This window comes from Dellaglioa carnosa, from assembly GCF_026948345.1.
GTDB classification, from domain to species: domain Bacteria; phylum Bacillota; class Bacilli; order Lactobacillales; family Lactobacillaceae; genus Dellaglioa; species Dellaglioa algida.
On record NZ_JANXLI010000002.1, the window covers coordinates 85033 to 99372 of the forward strand.

Here is a 14340-nt window from a genome sequence, read left to right on the forward strand (position 1 = left end):
CCTCCGGTGAGTTTAGTTATTAATTAAGTAATAAAAGAATAGAAGCAGTAGTAGGGCCTGTTAATCATGTTAAGAAATAGGTTGGGACCGTATGAATAAAAGCATCCACATGTGGATAACCTGTGAGTAAATAAACTGTTTTATCCACAGTCATCCACAAAATAGATTAGTTAAGTTCACTCTTAAGATCCGAAATTTGACGTTGTAATTTGTCATCTGTTTCCAACATTACGGCAATTTTTTCGTGAGCATGGATAACGGTCGTGTGATCCTTACCACCAAATTCAGATCCAATTTTTGGTAAAGAATTTTCAGTTAGTTCACGGCTTAAATACATGGCAATCTGGCGAGGCATAACAATCGCTTTGACCCGTTTCTTACCTTTTAAGTCGCTTACGGTTACATGGAAATATTTGGCAACGCGATCTTGAACGATGGCAATTGAAACCTCGTTTGATTTGTCCTTTAAACTCAAGTTTTTAAGGGCATCAGCGGCTAGGCTAGTTGTAATTTCTGAATTTGATAAGGTCGCATAAGCTTGAACCCTTACAAGCGCACCTTCAAGTTCACGAATATTTGAATCAATCTGACCGGCGATATAACTTAAGGTATCATCCGGTATCTCAAGGTTTTCGGCATCAGACTTGTTTCTTAAAATAGCAATTCGAGTTTCTAAATCGGGCGGTGTGATATCAACCGAAAGTCCCCATTTAAAGCGAGAAATTAGACGTTTTTGCAGTTTCGGAATTTCATTTGGTAAGCGATCGGATGATAAAACAATTTGTTTTTTATCATCATATAATGAATTAAACGTATGGAAAAATTCTTCTTGAGTTGATTCTTTGTCAGCAAAAAATTGAATATCATCTACTAATAGAAGATCAACGCTTCGATATTCCTTCCGGAAATCTTCCGGTGTATTATTTCGAAGTGAATTTATAAAGCCATTTGTGAAAGCCTCACTGGTAACGTACTTCACTTTAGCATCAGGGTTATTCAGCAACATTTGATGACCAATGGCGTGCATCAAATGGGTCTTACCTAAACCAACACCACCATAGAAGAATAGTGGATTATACAGACGACCTGGTTCCTCAGAAACAACTAAAGCAGCAGCATGTGCCATCTGGTTGCCTTTACCAGTAACAAAAGTACTAAAGGTGTAGCGATCGTTTAACTTAGCGTCACGCATAAAGGTAGGAACGTTGTCGTTATTTGATTGCGCGGTATTTGCTAGAGACATTTTCGTTTGTGCGCTAGCAGTGATTTCACCCTTTATCTGTAAAACGGGATTGATCTCTTCACCCGTTGTTTCATAAAGAAAAGCAACAACTTTTGGAGCTAAGTGTTGTATCCAATATGTTTTGTGCAGTTGGGAGGGTAGTTCGATAATAAGATCGTTATTAATAAATTGCTTTGGTTCAGCTGATGAAATCCAAGTTTCGTAACTAACAGGATTAAGTTGCGTCTTGAAATAATCTGTCAGCGAAGTCCATAAATTTTCGAGAGTAAGCACAAAAAGCCTCCTTGTTTAAATAAATCGTAACTTTAGTTTAGCATTTTAAGGCAGAGTTTTCCACAGGTTTAAAAAATTGTGTAAAAAAGAATAACAGGGGTATTAATAAGTTTTCCACAGGGTGGGAGTAAAAGTGAAAGTTGGCTCAAAATGAGAAGGTTATCCACAAAAGTAGAGTGAATACAAGTGTTATGTTAACAGCGTTTATACTAGTTGTTAACAATTTTTAGTTAAGGGTGTGTATAACTTGTTAACAGGGTGTTCATTGTGAAAAAGCCTGTGACCCGAACTGTGGAACGCAAGATGTGTTTCACAAGTCATCCACAGCAAAAAAATAATCATCTTAAAAATGTGGATAACTAATTTACAGTGAATTTTAATAAATTTCTTTCATAGAAGAAAGAAGTATGGTATTATATTCCGGTAAGTGAAATTGACGTCACTGGTGTCTTATTTTATAAGATACCGATTAGTTGAAACATTAAGTATTTAAGGAGGTGCCTAAATTATGAAAAGAACATACCAACCTAAAAAACGTCACCGTGAACGCGTACATGGTTTCCGTAAACGCATGAGCACAAAAGGCGGACGTAACGTCTTAGCACGTAGACGCCGTAAAGGTAGAAAAGTATTGTCTGCATAGACCACTGATTTCAGTGGTTTTTTTTATTACAAAGATACGAGTACCTATTTAACTGGAGATATCACATGAGAAAATCATATCGCGTTAAAAAAGAAGCAGAGTTTCAAACCGTCTTTAAAAAGGGTCAGTCTTGTGCAAACCGGAAATATGTTATTTATATGATGGAAAAACCAGGACAGGTTCATTTTAGGGTCGGTATTTCAGTTGGAAAACGTATTGGGAATGCGGTTGCCCGTAATTGGGTTAAGCGTCGTATTCGTCAATCGCTATTAGAATTGAAACCAGATCTTAAACAAGATTGTGATTTCTTAGTGATCGCTAGACCATCAGTTGCCTGGTTATCGCAAGAAGAATCAAAAAAGCAATTAACACACGTCTTGAAAATAGCCAAAATTTTAGACTAATAAAGTGAGCGAGGGTATTCTTGTGAAAAAGAAGAGTAAGCGATTTTTAGTCCTATTCAGTATGTTAGGGTTAATGTTAGTCCTAGCGGGATGTAGCACAACACCAATAACGGAAAATAGTACAGGTATCTGGGATGGCGGGATTATTCTTAGTTTCTCTAGAGCAATTATCTTCCTATCAAACTTATTCGGTGGGAACTATGGTGTTGGTATTATTGTCTTTACCATAATCATTAGAGTTATTTTATTACCATTAATGATTTATCAAACAAAAAGTATGCGCAAAACGGCTGAAGTACAACCTCAATTAAAGGCACTTCAAGCTAAGCATTCTGGTAAAGACGCTGCCACGGTTCAAAAATTACGTGAAGAACAACAAAAATTGTACGCAGAAGCGGGTATTAATCCAATTGCTGGGTGTTTACCATTGTTGGTACAAATGCCAATCTTATTGGCTCTTTACCAAGCTATCTTAAGAACCAATGTTTTGAAAACTGGTGAATTTTTGTGGTTACAACTTGGAGACAAGGATCCATACTTCATCTTACCTATCTTGGCCGCAATCTTAACTTACTTTGTTTCTAAATTGGGCGTTATGGCGCAACCAGAGGCAAATTCAATGTCAACAATCATGGTTTATGGAACACCTATCATGATTCTTGTTACGGCTATTAATTTACCGTCTGCTTTATCATTATACTGGGTTATCACTAACGCATTCTCAGTTGGACAAACATTATTAATCAATAATCCGTTCAAGATCACACGTGAACGCGAAGAAAAAGTTCGTCTTGAAAAAGAAAAAGCGCAAGCTATTCAAAAAGCTAAAAAGAAAGCCTATAAGGGCCGTAATAAAAAATAGTAAAATGAAGCCAATCCCGTTTAGTGGAATTGGCTTTTTATTTTGGCTATAATTAAGGAAAGAAGTAGGAAAGGGGATGTTAAAGATGAAAAAATTAACAAAATCTAATAATAAGGTTATTGCTGGGGTTGTCGGTGGAATTGCCGAATACTTTAACTGGGACCCTACGTTGACAAGAATAGGTTATATTATTTTAAGCGTCATGAGTGTCGCGTTTCCTGGTATTATTGTGTACATTCTTTGCGCCATAATTATGCCTGAAGCACCTTCAAAATATAGATAAATAAAAATGCGCAACCAGAACGTCTGGTTGCGCATTTGTTTCACGTGAAACAATTTAGAAAGTTGCTGTATCTGGATCTTGAGCATAACCAACGACGCCTTCAAGCGCGTTAATCTTCGCCATATCTTCATCTGATAATTCGAAATCGAATAAATGAGTATTTTCTTCAATTCGATCAGCATGCACAGATTTTGGAAGTGGTAAGAAACCATTTTGTAGTGACCAACGTAAGGTAACTTGCGCTACAGTACGGCCAACACGTTCAGCAATTTCAACCATTGTTGGTTCTGCAAAAATGGCACCTGTACCTAAGGGGCTGTATGCCTCTAATTGAATATTATGGTCATGAGCGTAATCAATCGTTTCTTTATTAGTGTCACCAGGAGCTAATCTAATTTGATTAATCATAGGCATAATTGTTTGTGTTTCTTCTAAAACTTTAAAATGACGAGGGCGGAAGTTAGAAACGCCGATTGCTTTGATCTTACCTTCATTATAAAGGTCTTCAAATGCACGCCATGTTTCTTGAAGATGGTTCTCCCAATTATCTTCACGGTAAGCGGCAGGATTTGGCCAATGAATCAAGAATAAATCAAGATAATCAACGTCTAAATCTTTTAACGTTTGAGCAAAAGCAGCTTGTGCTTGATCATACGTATGTTCTGTATTAGCTAACTTACTTGTTAAGAAGATATCTTCGCGGGCAATGCCACTTTCAGCAATTCCTTCACCAACACTGCTTTCGTTATGGTACATTTCTGCGGTATCTAAATGTCTGTAACCTGCAGCTAGGGCTGATTTTACAGATGCTTTAGCGACATCACCGCTGGGTGTTTGCCATGTTCCAAAACCAACAACTGGGATTTGAACGCCATTTGATAATTCATATGTATCCGTTAATTTATTCATAGAATTGAACCTCCAATTATTTTTACTTACTTTATGTGTTCCATTATAGCCCGGGTCCTATAGACCTTGTCAAATGAAAGACCTTTTCAAAAAAATGGTTCTGAAAAAGGGTTTAGGTGAAGACTCATTTAGTGCTATAATACAATGATGATAACTATACTTGGAGGATGAACATGCCCATATTTACTGGAAAAAATGTTGATCAGGCTGTAACTAACGGTTTGGCTACATTAAAGCTTGAAAAATCGCAGGTTGAGATCAAAATAATCAATGAAGGTAAGTCTGGATTTTTATTTTTTGGTCGTCAAAAAGCAGAAGTTGAATTAATTGAAAAAATAGTAACAAAAAAATCAACAAGTAAAAAAACCGTTGATGAGAAAAAAGAAGAAAATGTTGTGTCAAAACCACTTACTGCAGAAGAAAAAGCTGCTAGAAGTCAGCTTAATGAAAAGGCAGTTCATGACGTTGGTTATTACTTAGCCGATATTACTGAATTAATGGGAATTGATACGGAAATTAACGTTCAATTTGAACGTCGTCAAGTTACATATGACTTTAATACGAGTAAACAAGGCTTATTAATTGGTAAACATGGTAAAAGTTTAAATGCACTACAGTACTTAGCCCAGGTTAATATGAATCAAAAAGCGGTTAGTCGAATGAATGTCATATTAGACGTCGGGGGCTATCGTAAACGCCGCGAGGAAACTATTGAACGCCTCGCAATTAAGGTTGCTAAAGACGTCATCAGAACGGGTGAAACAATTCAATTAGATCCTATGCCAGCGAATGAACGTAAACAAATTCATTTCTATCTAGCACGGAACAGTCGTATTAAAACAACCTCTATTGGAACTGAGCCTAAACGTTCAGTCGTGGTTGCACCAAAGAAGAAAACACATTAGTCAATAATGGAAGGAAGTCCCCCACATGACCTTAAATCATAATCCTAACAAGTTAGAAGATGAACTTTGCTTCTCAATTTACACGGCACAAAAAGATTATAATAAGTTTTATACGGAATCACTGAAGGAATTCAGTTTGACGTATCCACAATATATTACTTTGCTCTCACTATGGGAAAAATCTCCAGTGATGGTGAAAGAACTAGGTGCAAAGTTACACTTAGATAACGGAACCCTAACGCCTCTTTTAAAACGAATGGAAAAAGACGAGTGGGTTGAACGAACGAGAGATCCAGAAGATGAACGTCGCGTGAACGTGTCGTTAACTGAAAAAGCAAAGAAGAGTAAGACCAAGATTATTAAACAAATGTCTAATTGTTTTGCTTCATTTGATATGACTGAGGAAGAATATCTTGGTTACGTTAACGAATTAAAAATGATTACTAGTAAATTAGAAAATCGAGTTAATCGCGACTAGTTAAACAGACTTATTGACAAATGTCGGTAAAAAAAGTATATTATTGGCATTGAACTTAATATTAGATAAAGTAGTGAAGGTGCTTTATCCACGTCTTTTTTAAGGCGTGGAGTGGGCCCTTTTTTTGTTTGAAAAAATTTAGAAAATAAGGTTACCCGAGTAATAATTCAAAATCGAAGGGAGTATTTAAAGACATGCCAGAACTAACAGAATTTGATACAATTGCCGCTATTTCAACACCACCTGGTGAAGGTGCTATCTCGATTGTTCGATTAAGTGGGGAAGACGCTGTCCAAATTGCTAACAACGTGTTTAAAGGGAAAAATTTAGCGAATGTTGATAGTCATACCATTAATTATGGTCATATTTTAAATCCTAAAACGGATGAAGAAGTTGATGAAGTAATGGTTTCCGTTATGCTAGCGCCTAAAACATTTACCCGTGAAGATGTGATTGAAATTAACTGTCATGGTGGGATTGTGCCAACGAACCAAATTTTACAGCTACTATTAAGTAACGGCGCTAGACTGGCTGAACCCGGAGAATTTACAAAACGGGCCTTCTTAAATGGTCGAATTGATTTATCTCAAGCTGAGGCTGTCATGGACTTAATCCGCGCTAAAACGGATCGCTCGATGAAAGTTGCTTTGAATCAGTTAGACGGAAATTTATCACGTTTAATTCGTAATTTACGTAAAGATATCGTGGATGTTTTAGCGTTAGTTGAAGTTAATATTGATTATCCAGAGTACGATGCTGGCGAAGAAATGACGACTAAATTATTACTTGAAAAAGCGCAAGATGTTAAGCAATATGTTCAAGAATTACTAAAAACTGCGCAACAAGGTAAAGTGTTAAGAGAAGGATTAGCTACGGCTATTATCGGGCGTCCTAATGTGGGTAAATCAAGTCTTTTGAATCACCTATTACACGAGGATAAAGCCATTGTAACCGATGTTGCCGGAACAACGCGTGATGTCATTGAAGAATACGTTAATGTGATGGGTGTGCCTTTAAAGTTAGTGGATACGGCCGGTATTCGTGATACAGAGGATAAAGTTGAAAAAATTGGGGTTGAACGTTCTAAAGAAGCCATTGTTCAAGCTGATTTAGTCATGCTTGTCTTAAATAGCAACGAACCTTTATCTGCTGAAGATAAGCAGCTCATTAAATTAACGCAAAATGATAAACGAATTGTTATTTTGAATAAAACTGATTTACCTGAGAATTTAGATCGTAAAGAGTTAGAAAGCATGGTTGATCCGGCTGAGATCATTTCAATTTCTGTCTTAAAACATGAGGGAATGAAGCAGCTTGAAGAAAAGATTGCTAACTTATTCTTTGGTGGTATTGAAAACAGTCAAACAACTGTTATGATTACAAATTCTCGCCATATTGGGTTGTTAAACCAAGCTGAAACGTCTTTAGATGATGTTATAACGGGAATTGCTGCAGGGATGCCAATCGATTTAGTGCAAATTGATATGACCAGAAGTTGGGAACTACTTGGTGAAGTCACCGGTGATAGTTACAAGGATGAATTACTCACGGAATTATTTAGTCAATTCTGTTTAGGCAAATAATGATTAACAAATAGGAGAATATAAATGGATTTTAAAACTTATAATGGTTCGGAGTACGACGTCATCGTTGTTGGTGCCGGGCATGCTGGTTCAGAAGCTGCACTTGCCGCTGCGCGAATGGGTAACAAAACATTACTTATTACAATTAGCTTAGACATGGTCGCATTTATGCCATGTAACCCCTCAATTGGTGGTCCGGCTAAAGGAATTGTTGTCCGCGAAATTGACGCCTTAGGTGGCGAAATGGGACGGAATATCGATAAAACTTACGTCCAAATGCGGATGTTGAATACTGGTAAAGGCCCAGCTGTTAGAGCGTTACGGGCACAAGCTGATAAGCATCTTTATTCCAGTGAAATGAAACATACGATGGAAAAAGAAGAAAATTTAACGTTACGTCAAGGAACAGTCGACAGCTTAATTGTTGAAGATGGCGAATGCCGTGGTGTCGTAACAAATACTGGCGCAAAATACCGTTCTAAAAGTGTTGTTTTAACGGTTGGGACGGCTGCTCGAGGTAAAATTATTATTGGTGAATTAAGTTATTCATCAGGTCCTAATAATTCTCAACCTGCTATTAAACTTTCTGAAAATCTTGAAGCACTTGGTTTTGATTTAGAACGTTTCAAAACAGGAACACCGCCTCGTGTCGATGGTAATACCATTGACTACAGTGTAACTGATGAACAACCTGGTGATATCGAACCTAACCACTTTAGTTTTGAAACACCTGATGAAGACTACATTGATGTTAAAAACCAACTCTCTTGTTGGTTAACTTACACTAACTTGAAAACACATGAAATTATTAATGCTAATCTTGATCGGGCACCAATGTTCTCAGGGATTATTAAAGGTGTGGGACCACGTTACTGTCCATCAATTGAAGATAAAATTGTACGTTTCTCGGATAAACCTCGTCACCAACTCTTTTTGGAACCAGAAGGTCGTTCAACAGACGAATTCTACGTTCAGGGGCTTTCTACGTCAATGCCAGAAGAAGTTCAACAAGAGATCATTCATTCAATTAAGGGCTTAGAAAATGCCGAATTGATGCGTCCTGGATATGCAATTGAATATGATGTTGTGGCACCTTACCAATTACGTCCAACACTTGAAACAAAATTAGTGAAGAACTTATATACTGCTGGTCAAACTAACGGAACTTCTGGATATGAAGAAGCTGCTGGACAGGGTTTAATAGCGGGAATTAACGCCGGATTACGTGCTCTTGGTCGCGAAGATTTTACGTTGAACCGTAGTGATGCTTATATTGGCGTTATGATCGATGATTTAGTAACAAAGGGAACAAATGAACCTTATCGTTTATTGACGTCTCGTGCTGAATATCGCTTAATTTTACGTCATGATAATGCCGACTTACGTTTAACTGAAAAAGGGTATGATATTGGATTAATTTCTGAAGACCGTTTGGCTATTTTTGAAGCTAAAAAAGCAGAAATAGAAGCAGAAAAAGCTCGATTACAAGCATTTCGTATTAAACCAACTGATGATGTGAATGCTTTCCTAGCTGAACATGAAAGTGCTGCTTTGAAAGATGGTGTGTTGGCTAACGAATTCTTACGTCGCCCCGAAGTAACTTATGCGGATGTTGCGAAATTTATGCCGGGTCCTGATCATGAATTGGATCATCGAATTATTGAACAGGTTGAAATTCAATTTAAATACGAAGGCTACATCAAAAAAGCGCAAGAAAAAGTTGCGAAATTAAAACGTATGGAAGCTAAAAAGATTCCAACGAATATTGATTACGATTCAATTGAAGGAATTGCGACGGAAGCTCGTCAAAAATTCATTAAAATCCAACCCGAAACGTTGGCACAAGCTAGTCGTATTAGTGGTGTTAATCCCGCTGACTTATCAATTCTCGCTGTTTATATTGAACAGGGTAAAATTGCTAAGGTTAACAGTTAGTATTACGGGGATGTAAAAAAGGTGTCAATTAAGTATGTTTTTCATACTTAATTGACACCTTTTTATTTTATATTATGTGTATAATAATTTTACAGTCCAGCTGCGTGCATGATTGAAGTTAGGTTTGAAGCCAAGCTAACGGCAAATACGGTCATAATAACGAAGACCACAAATGCTAATAGAAGTTGACCAATTACGACACCGTAAAGACGATCAATTTTGACAGGATTTGTATCAATCACAATTGCTAGGATGAATGCAACACTCATGATAAGCGCCATTAAGAAGTAAATGAAAACGGCAGCACCTTTCATACCAGACAACATTAAAACCATGCTGATAACGGATAGTCCAAGATTAACCATTAAGTAATGCGTAAAACGGTTTGTGAATGACATTAGTGTATCAGTTTTATCACCTAATACGACGTTTCGAACAAAGAAACCGATTAATACGTAAATGGCGAAGACGATTAACGTTAAGAAAAATAATTTTGCGTAAAGACCGCTCTCAAGCGTTGCTTGTCCTGCACTCACGGCATCACTGCTGCTACCTGTCGTCGTTGATTCACCAAAGGCACTAAGGAATGACTTCGTAGAGTCTACAGCTGAAGTAACTGATCTTGCAACACTGTTCATTAATAATTTTACAAAAAGGTCATTGAATAGTGCAAATAAGATAATTGTGGTGAAGCCAAAATATTTATGACCATTTTCTAAAATAGTTGGGTGTTTTACAGCATTTAAGAAGTAAAACCAGTAGTTCTTTGCAAATGATTTAGCTTGTTCAACGTTTTCGTTTTGGCTCTTTGTTTCTTGTGGTTCTGCGTATTGTTGTTGGAACTTAGTTGGTTCTTGTTCATTTTGTGGTTGTGTTTTGATTGCTTCTTGAACGGGTGCTCTGCCTGGTTCAGCCGGAAAGGCGAATCCACAGTTTGTACAAAATTTGACGTTTTCTGGTTGTTGAGAACCGCAGTTAGGACATGTTTTCATTATTATTTCCTCCAAAGGTTAGTTGTCTTCGATTTTTTCGCTAATTTGTTTACCTGGTGAAATTGAATCAATTAAGAAATCATCGTTGTTAGAATAATTAGTTTTAGCAGTAAATTCGAAAACTTGTGTCTTAGTTGAGCTCTTATCGTCATCATCGGTAATATGGAAAGTATAAGTAACATCGTAAGTCACGTTAAATTTATTTTTAGCTGTAGGCGTTACCGTTTTTACTTTAGCTTCGTAATCGACGCCTGTAAGTAAGTGATTATCATGGTATCCCATAGCAATTTTGACCCATTTTTTAGCATCTTCATTACTTTTACCATCAACGAAGAAGCTATCAATTGAACCGTAACTTTCATTTGAATACTCATCAGAATCGTCACCCTCTGAAGTATAATTATCGATATGGGTAAATAATTTGTCCATGTAGCTCTGGGCATCATCCGTCGATAACATATCTGGGAAGGCAATAGTGAATAGGTTACTATCAGAATTATCCTGAGAACCATTTTCATCAGTGTTATCTAAAGTCACGTTATTATCGTCATCATTACCTGAAATTTGGTATTTACTTGTAACAAGTGTGTTGTTGCCAACCTTTTCTTTAAGTTGTAAAAGGTTATTCCCAGAAGAAGCAATGGGGCCAATTGTGGCAGATCCAGAATCACTGGTTGTACCGACCTTTTTTGAGTTAACAAAAATATCGGCGTTTGCAATACTTTTAATTCTAAAAGTAATTGTGCTTAAATCTAGGTTCACTTTAGAAGTTGAACCACCGATAAATTGGGTTGATTTATTAGTTAATTTGGTACCATCAATGGAGCCAACGGATTCTAGTGTATAGCTTCCGGGAACTAATCCCGAGATTGTTTTGTTGTAGTCATCGGAGGTTGCTGTTGCAACTTTTTTCCCGTTTAACTTAATGTCGGCACCGGAACTATTCGTTGATAGTTTAACGGAAGCGGTTGAAAAGTCGGCCGTATATTTAGGGAATAGCAACCAATGTTTACCATTTTCTTTTAAACGGAAATAGGTTGAAGTATCCTTATTATCTGTTAGACCAGTTTTAAAGTATTTAAGTGAGCTCGCACTGTGCCAAGCGTCGGATGCGGGTTTCATGTTTGAATCAGTAATTTTGAATGACGTATCTGACGTCGAAAAATAGCTCTCCATATTTTTATTATCTTTAAGAGAATCAGTAATACGATTAATTTGATTGTCTTTTGAGTAATATTTAGTGCCAACGTAGTAACCGCCTGCAATAACAAGGACAAGAATACCAATTAAAATTCTGATAAATTTAGTCTTACCTGAAATTGGTTTTTTTGGAGCCGTTGTTCGTGTTTGTTCAACTGGCATTTCTTGTTGAACAGGCGCTTTACTTTGCGCCGGAGTGACAGAGTTTGGTTGTTGCGGTGTAACAGGACTCACCCGTAAATCGAAGTTACAGTTAGGACAAAAATTAGCACCTTGGGGCACTTTAGACCCACAATTAGGGCAAAATTTTTGCGCTGATCCGCCAGCTGTATCATCTAAAGGAGCATGATAGATATATTCTTTTTTGATCATTAGTTCCCCTTTTTAATTATTATTTGAAGCTATTTCGTAATACTGTGTTACCTATGTACCCCCGTAAGACACCCTCTTTAAACCAGATTTAATGGCTAAAATCAATAAATAGAATCTGAAACTTAATTGAAACTTAACTTATTTTACCAACGATACAAGTTATTGTATACATGTATTTTTAAAAAACGAATAACTTGTAGTCTGTTTGAATGATTTTAAATCCTTTACCATAAAGAGATAACGTTTCTGCTTAGGAGTTTAATATGCTTAAGAAAATAGGAATTTTAATTCGTGCCAAACGAAAATTATTAAATATGACCATTGAGCAGTTGGCTGAAAAGTCAAAATCCTCTGTTAGTTTAATCTCCTTGATAGAACGAGGGAGATTAGACAATATTAAGATGAAAAAATTATCAGATATTGCTGAAGCTCTGAACATGACACTAGCCGATTTTTTTACTAATCAAAATTTAAAAGGTGTTGCGACACTGGATTTAATTAACTATCTTGCTTCATTACCAGAAGACAAACGTGAAGCAACTGCTGAATTATTGCTCAAAGTTATTCGGTTATAATTGATTATCATTAATGATAGACCATGCTATTTCTTCAATAGTGTGGTCTTTTTTTTGTAATTGATAAGTTCCCGCTAAATCAATTTGCTTGGTAGGTAAGTCCAGAGTTAAAATATCAAAATTGTGAAAATCAATCCGATGATTACTCAGATCATAGATTAAAAATTTTAAATCCTGTAATACCTTCAAGTTATCGTGTAAATCTATCCCATTCATAAATAAAATCTCCCTTGTAAAAAAATGATATAAAAAAAGCATTAGCTTTTATTAGCTAATGCTTAGATTACAACAAAATTATGTAATTTAATATGACTGACGCTTGCAAAAAATTAATTTTAACGATAGTCAGCAATTTTGTCAACAAGACATATAATACCCAGTCTTGTCAATAAGGTATTTATAAGAAAATACCTGAGTCATGCTAAGGTTAATTTAAAAGCTGTTGGGTAATAGAAACTAGGAGAAGAAGTAAAATAACAACAACGTGTCGGGTCTTGTTAAGCATTAATATGGCAATAAATTCACGTAAAAAAGCGTTAGGTAAAAAATACCAAGCTGTTTTACCGCCGATGCCTTGAGCGTTGACACCAACCATCCGTGCGAACAGTCCTGCGCGGAATATATGGTAGTTATTGGAACTGAATAAAATATTAGTCCCTCCATTATCAAGATCAATTATTTTTTTTGAAAAGAGCATGTTTTCAAAGGTAGTTGTCGATTTATCTTCTAATAATGTAGACGCTTCGGGATATCCATTTTCAATCGCCCATTTTTGCATTGCGAGTGCCTCTGAAGTGGCTTCATCATGACCTTGACCACCTGAAAAAACAAGGATTGGCCGTTTTCCACCCAGTGAAACCTGTTTATCCGCAAATTTGATGGCGCGTTGGATTCGATTGGAAAGCAATCTACTAACCTTATGCCCATTAAGTAACCCCGCGCCTAAAACAATAATATAGTTTTGATTATATTTAGGACGACGAAGGTTATATAAGATGCTGGCGGATAAAAAATTTAAAAAGGCTAACATAAAATAAATACCAAGCCATGAAGCGAAAGCAAATGGGATTTGAACGTACCAAGGCCACGTTGGAACTAAGGATTTTGTGAACCATTGGACAATAAGCACAATAGCGAGTATTAAACCCAACATATTGGCTAATGAGTGACTTTCCCGTTTAAAGACCATGCGCGCATTAATTAAAAGAAAAGGAATAGTACTAATGGATATCAAGAACACGCCCAATACGCCAACAGTGATAACAATAAGTGCGACTGTTTCTACAAAACTATTAGAGATACCAGCAAGAGCCCCCATTAAAGAAATAAGAAACGCGTTGAATAAAAATCCATTGAGTAATCGACGCGGTTCGGTATGAAAACTAATGTACCAAGATAATAGTATTAAAAATGGTAATAACAGAATTAAATAGCTCATAAATTACCCTCCAAATGAAAGAATATCTCAAGTTTAGCACATTATTTATAGGTAAAGAACTGGAACGTCCCCTTAGTATGAGAAAAATATAAATTATTTTAACATTTTAAATATTGCCGAATTTATTAAGTAATATAAAGAATTTAGGCAAGTGATACGGGTATGTAATCCTTCCCCAAATGATAAAAAATATGGTTCGATTATACTATTGATAAGTAATTTAAGTTGTACGCGATTAAGTTGGC

At 36.4% G+C, this 14340-nt stretch carries 15 protein-coding genes; 9 read left to right on the forward strand and 6 right to left on the reverse strand.

Annotation, left to right across the window (positions count from 1 at the left end; translation table 11 throughout):
* Positions 1–166: 166 nt before the first annotated feature.
* Positions 167–1516: a chromosomal replication initiator protein DnaA gene (gene dnaA / locus N0K80_RS03405; RefSeq protein ID WP_146343146.1), complete on the reverse strand. Its 1350-nt coding sequence runs from the start codon at positions 1514–1516 to the stop codon at positions 167–169.
* 508 nt (positions 1517–2024) lie between these two features.
* On the opposite strand from dnaA, the gene rpmH reads away from it, so the two are divergent.
* From rpmH to N0K80_RS03425, 4 genes are all read left to right on the forward strand, one after another.
* Positions 2025–2159: a 50S ribosomal protein L34 gene (rpmH, locus tag N0K80_RS03410; protein WP_057974157.1), complete on the forward strand. Its 135-nt coding sequence runs from the start codon at positions 2025–2027 to the stop codon at positions 2157–2159.
* 65 nt (positions 2160–2224) lie between these two features.
* Positions 2225–2563, forward strand: a complete 339-nt coding sequence (gene rnpA, locus N0K80_RS03415) for a ribonuclease P protein component (protein WP_057974158.1) — start codon at positions 2225–2227, stop codon at positions 2561–2563.
* Positions 2564–2585: 22 nt separating this feature from the next.
* Complete coding sequence (gene yidC, locus N0K80_RS03420; RefSeq protein WP_057974159.1) at positions 2586–3425, forward strand: membrane protein insertase YidC; 840 nt, start codon at positions 2586–2588, stop codon at positions 3423–3425.
* 85 nt (positions 3426–3510) lie between these two features.
* Entirely contained in the window at positions 3511–3708 is a 198-nt protein-coding gene (locus tag N0K80_RS03425) for a PspC domain-containing protein (protein ID WP_225416502.1), read from the forward strand.
* 54 nt (positions 3709–3762) lie between these two features.
* Here the strand turns inward: N0K80_RS03425 and N0K80_RS03430 are convergent, their stop codons facing one another.
* A complete protein-coding gene (locus N0K80_RS03430) occupies positions 3763–4617 on the reverse strand; it encodes an aldo/keto reductase (RefSeq protein ID WP_269023776.1) in 855 nt (284 codons plus the stop codon).
* A 173-nt stretch (positions 4618–4790) separates the two neighbouring features.
* On the opposite strand from N0K80_RS03430, the gene jag reads away from it, so the two are divergent.
* From jag to mnmG, 4 genes are all read left to right on the forward strand, one after another.
* Positions 4791–5522, forward strand: a complete 732-nt coding sequence (jag, locus tag N0K80_RS03435; protein ID WP_112251068.1) for an RNA-binding cell elongation regulator Jag/EloR — start codon at positions 4791–4793, stop codon at positions 5520–5522.
* Between the two features lie 25 nt (positions 5523–5547).
* The gene (locus N0K80_RS03440) at positions 5548–6000 is read left to right on the forward strand and encodes a MarR family winged helix-turn-helix transcriptional regulator (protein ID WP_057974163.1); all 453 of its coding nucleotides are present in this window, start codon (positions 5548–5550) and stop codon (positions 5998–6000) included.
* Positions 6001–6194: 194 nt separating this feature from the next.
* Positions 6195–7583 carry a tRNA uridine-5-carboxymethylaminomethyl(34) synthesis GTPase MnmE gene (gene mnmE / locus N0K80_RS03445; RefSeq protein ID WP_057974164.1) on the forward strand — a complete coding sequence of 463 codons (1389 nt, stop codon included), beginning with the start codon at positions 6195–6197 and terminating at the stop codon, positions 7581–7583.
* Between the two features lie 24 nt (positions 7584–7607).
* Positions 7608–9518, forward strand: a complete 1911-nt coding sequence (gene mnmG, locus N0K80_RS03450; protein ID WP_146343149.1) for a tRNA uridine-5-carboxymethylaminomethyl(34) synthesis enzyme MnmG — start codon at positions 7608–7610, stop codon at positions 9516–9518.
* 89 nt (positions 9519–9607) lie between these two features.
* Here the strand turns inward: mnmG and N0K80_RS03455 are convergent, their stop codons facing one another.
* Both N0K80_RS03455 and N0K80_RS03460 read right to left on the reverse strand, forming a co-directional pair.
* The gene (locus N0K80_RS03455; protein WP_269023777.1) at positions 9608–10510 is read right to left on the reverse strand and encodes a zinc ribbon domain-containing protein; all 903 of its coding nucleotides are present in this window, start codon (positions 10508–10510) and stop codon (positions 9608–9610) included.
* Positions 10511–10528: 18 nt separating this feature from the next.
* On the reverse strand, positions 10529–12082 hold the full coding sequence (locus tag N0K80_RS03460; protein ID WP_269023778.1) for a zinc ribbon domain-containing protein: 1554 nt from the start codon (positions 12080–12082) through the stop codon (positions 10529–10531).
* A gap of 263 nt (positions 12083–12345) precedes the next feature.
* On the opposite strand from N0K80_RS03460, the gene N0K80_RS03465 reads away from it, so the two are divergent.
* Positions 12346–12657 carry a helix-turn-helix domain-containing protein gene (locus N0K80_RS03465; protein ID WP_083478962.1) on the forward strand — a complete coding sequence of 104 codons (312 nt, stop codon included), beginning with the start codon at positions 12346–12348 and terminating at the stop codon, positions 12655–12657.
* Here the strand turns inward: N0K80_RS03465 and N0K80_RS03470 are convergent.
* Both N0K80_RS03470 and N0K80_RS03475 read right to left on the reverse strand, forming a co-directional pair.
* A complete protein-coding gene (locus N0K80_RS03470; protein ID WP_269023779.1) occupies positions 12652–12873 on the reverse strand; it encodes a hypothetical protein in 222 nt (73 codons plus the stop codon). The two genes, N0K80_RS03465 and N0K80_RS03470, sit on opposite strands and share 6 nt — an antisense overlap.
* Before the next feature lie 211 nt (positions 12874–13084).
* Entirely contained in the window at positions 13085–14095 is a 1011-nt protein-coding gene (locus tag N0K80_RS03475; RefSeq protein WP_269023780.1) for a YdcF family protein, read from the reverse strand.
* Positions 14096–14340 lie beyond the last annotated feature (245 nt).

What these genes read in the sequence shown, in the direction of transcription:
- N0K80_RS03430 (WP_269023776.1), bottom strand. Translation starts at nt 4,617, where the DNA reads ATGAATAAATTAACGGATACATATGAATTATCAAATGGCGTTCAAATC.
- rnpA (WP_057974158.1), top strand. Translation starts at nt 2,225, where the DNA reads ATGAGAAAATCATATCGCGTTAAAAAAGAAGCAGAGTTTCAAACCGTC.
- jag (WP_112251068.1), top strand. Translation starts at nt 4,791, where the DNA reads ATGCCCATATTTACTGGAAAAAATGTTGATCAGGCTGTAACTAACGGT.
- N0K80_RS03425 (WP_225416502.1), top strand. Translation starts at nt 3,511, where the DNA reads ATGAAAAAATTAACAAAATCTAATAATAAGGTTATTGCTGGGGTTGTC.
- rpmH (WP_057974157.1), top strand. Translation starts at nt 2,025, where the DNA reads ATGAAAAGAACATACCAACCTAAAAAACGTCACCGTGAACGCGTACAT.
- N0K80_RS03475 (WP_269023780.1), bottom strand. Translation starts at nt 14,095, where the DNA reads ATGAGCTATTTAATTCTGTTATTACCATTTTTAATACTATTATCTTGG.
- N0K80_RS03460 (WP_269023778.1), bottom strand. Translation starts at nt 12,082, where the DNA reads ATGATCAAAAAAGAATATATCTATCATGCTCCTTTAGATGATACAGCT.
- N0K80_RS03465 (WP_083478962.1), top strand. Translation starts at nt 12,346, where the DNA reads ATGCTTAAGAAAATAGGAATTTTAATTCGTGCCAAACGAAAATTATTA.
- mnmE (WP_057974164.1), top strand. Translation starts at nt 6,195, where the DNA reads ATGCCAGAACTAACAGAATTTGATACAATTGCCGCTATTTCAACACCA.
- N0K80_RS03470 (WP_269023779.1), bottom strand. Translation starts at nt 12,873, where the DNA reads ATGAATGGGATAGATTTACACGATAACTTGAAGGTATTACAGGATTTA.
- N0K80_RS03455 (WP_269023777.1), bottom strand. Translation starts at nt 10,510, where the DNA reads ATGAAAACATGTCCTAACTGCGGTTCTCAACAACCAGAAAACGTCAAA.
- mnmG (WP_146343149.1), top strand. Translation starts at nt 7,608, where the DNA reads ATGGATTTTAAAACTTATAATGGTTCGGAGTACGACGTCATCGTTGTT.
- N0K80_RS03440 (WP_057974163.1), top strand. Translation starts at nt 5,548, where the DNA reads ATGACCTTAAATCATAATCCTAACAAGTTAGAAGATGAACTTTGCTTC.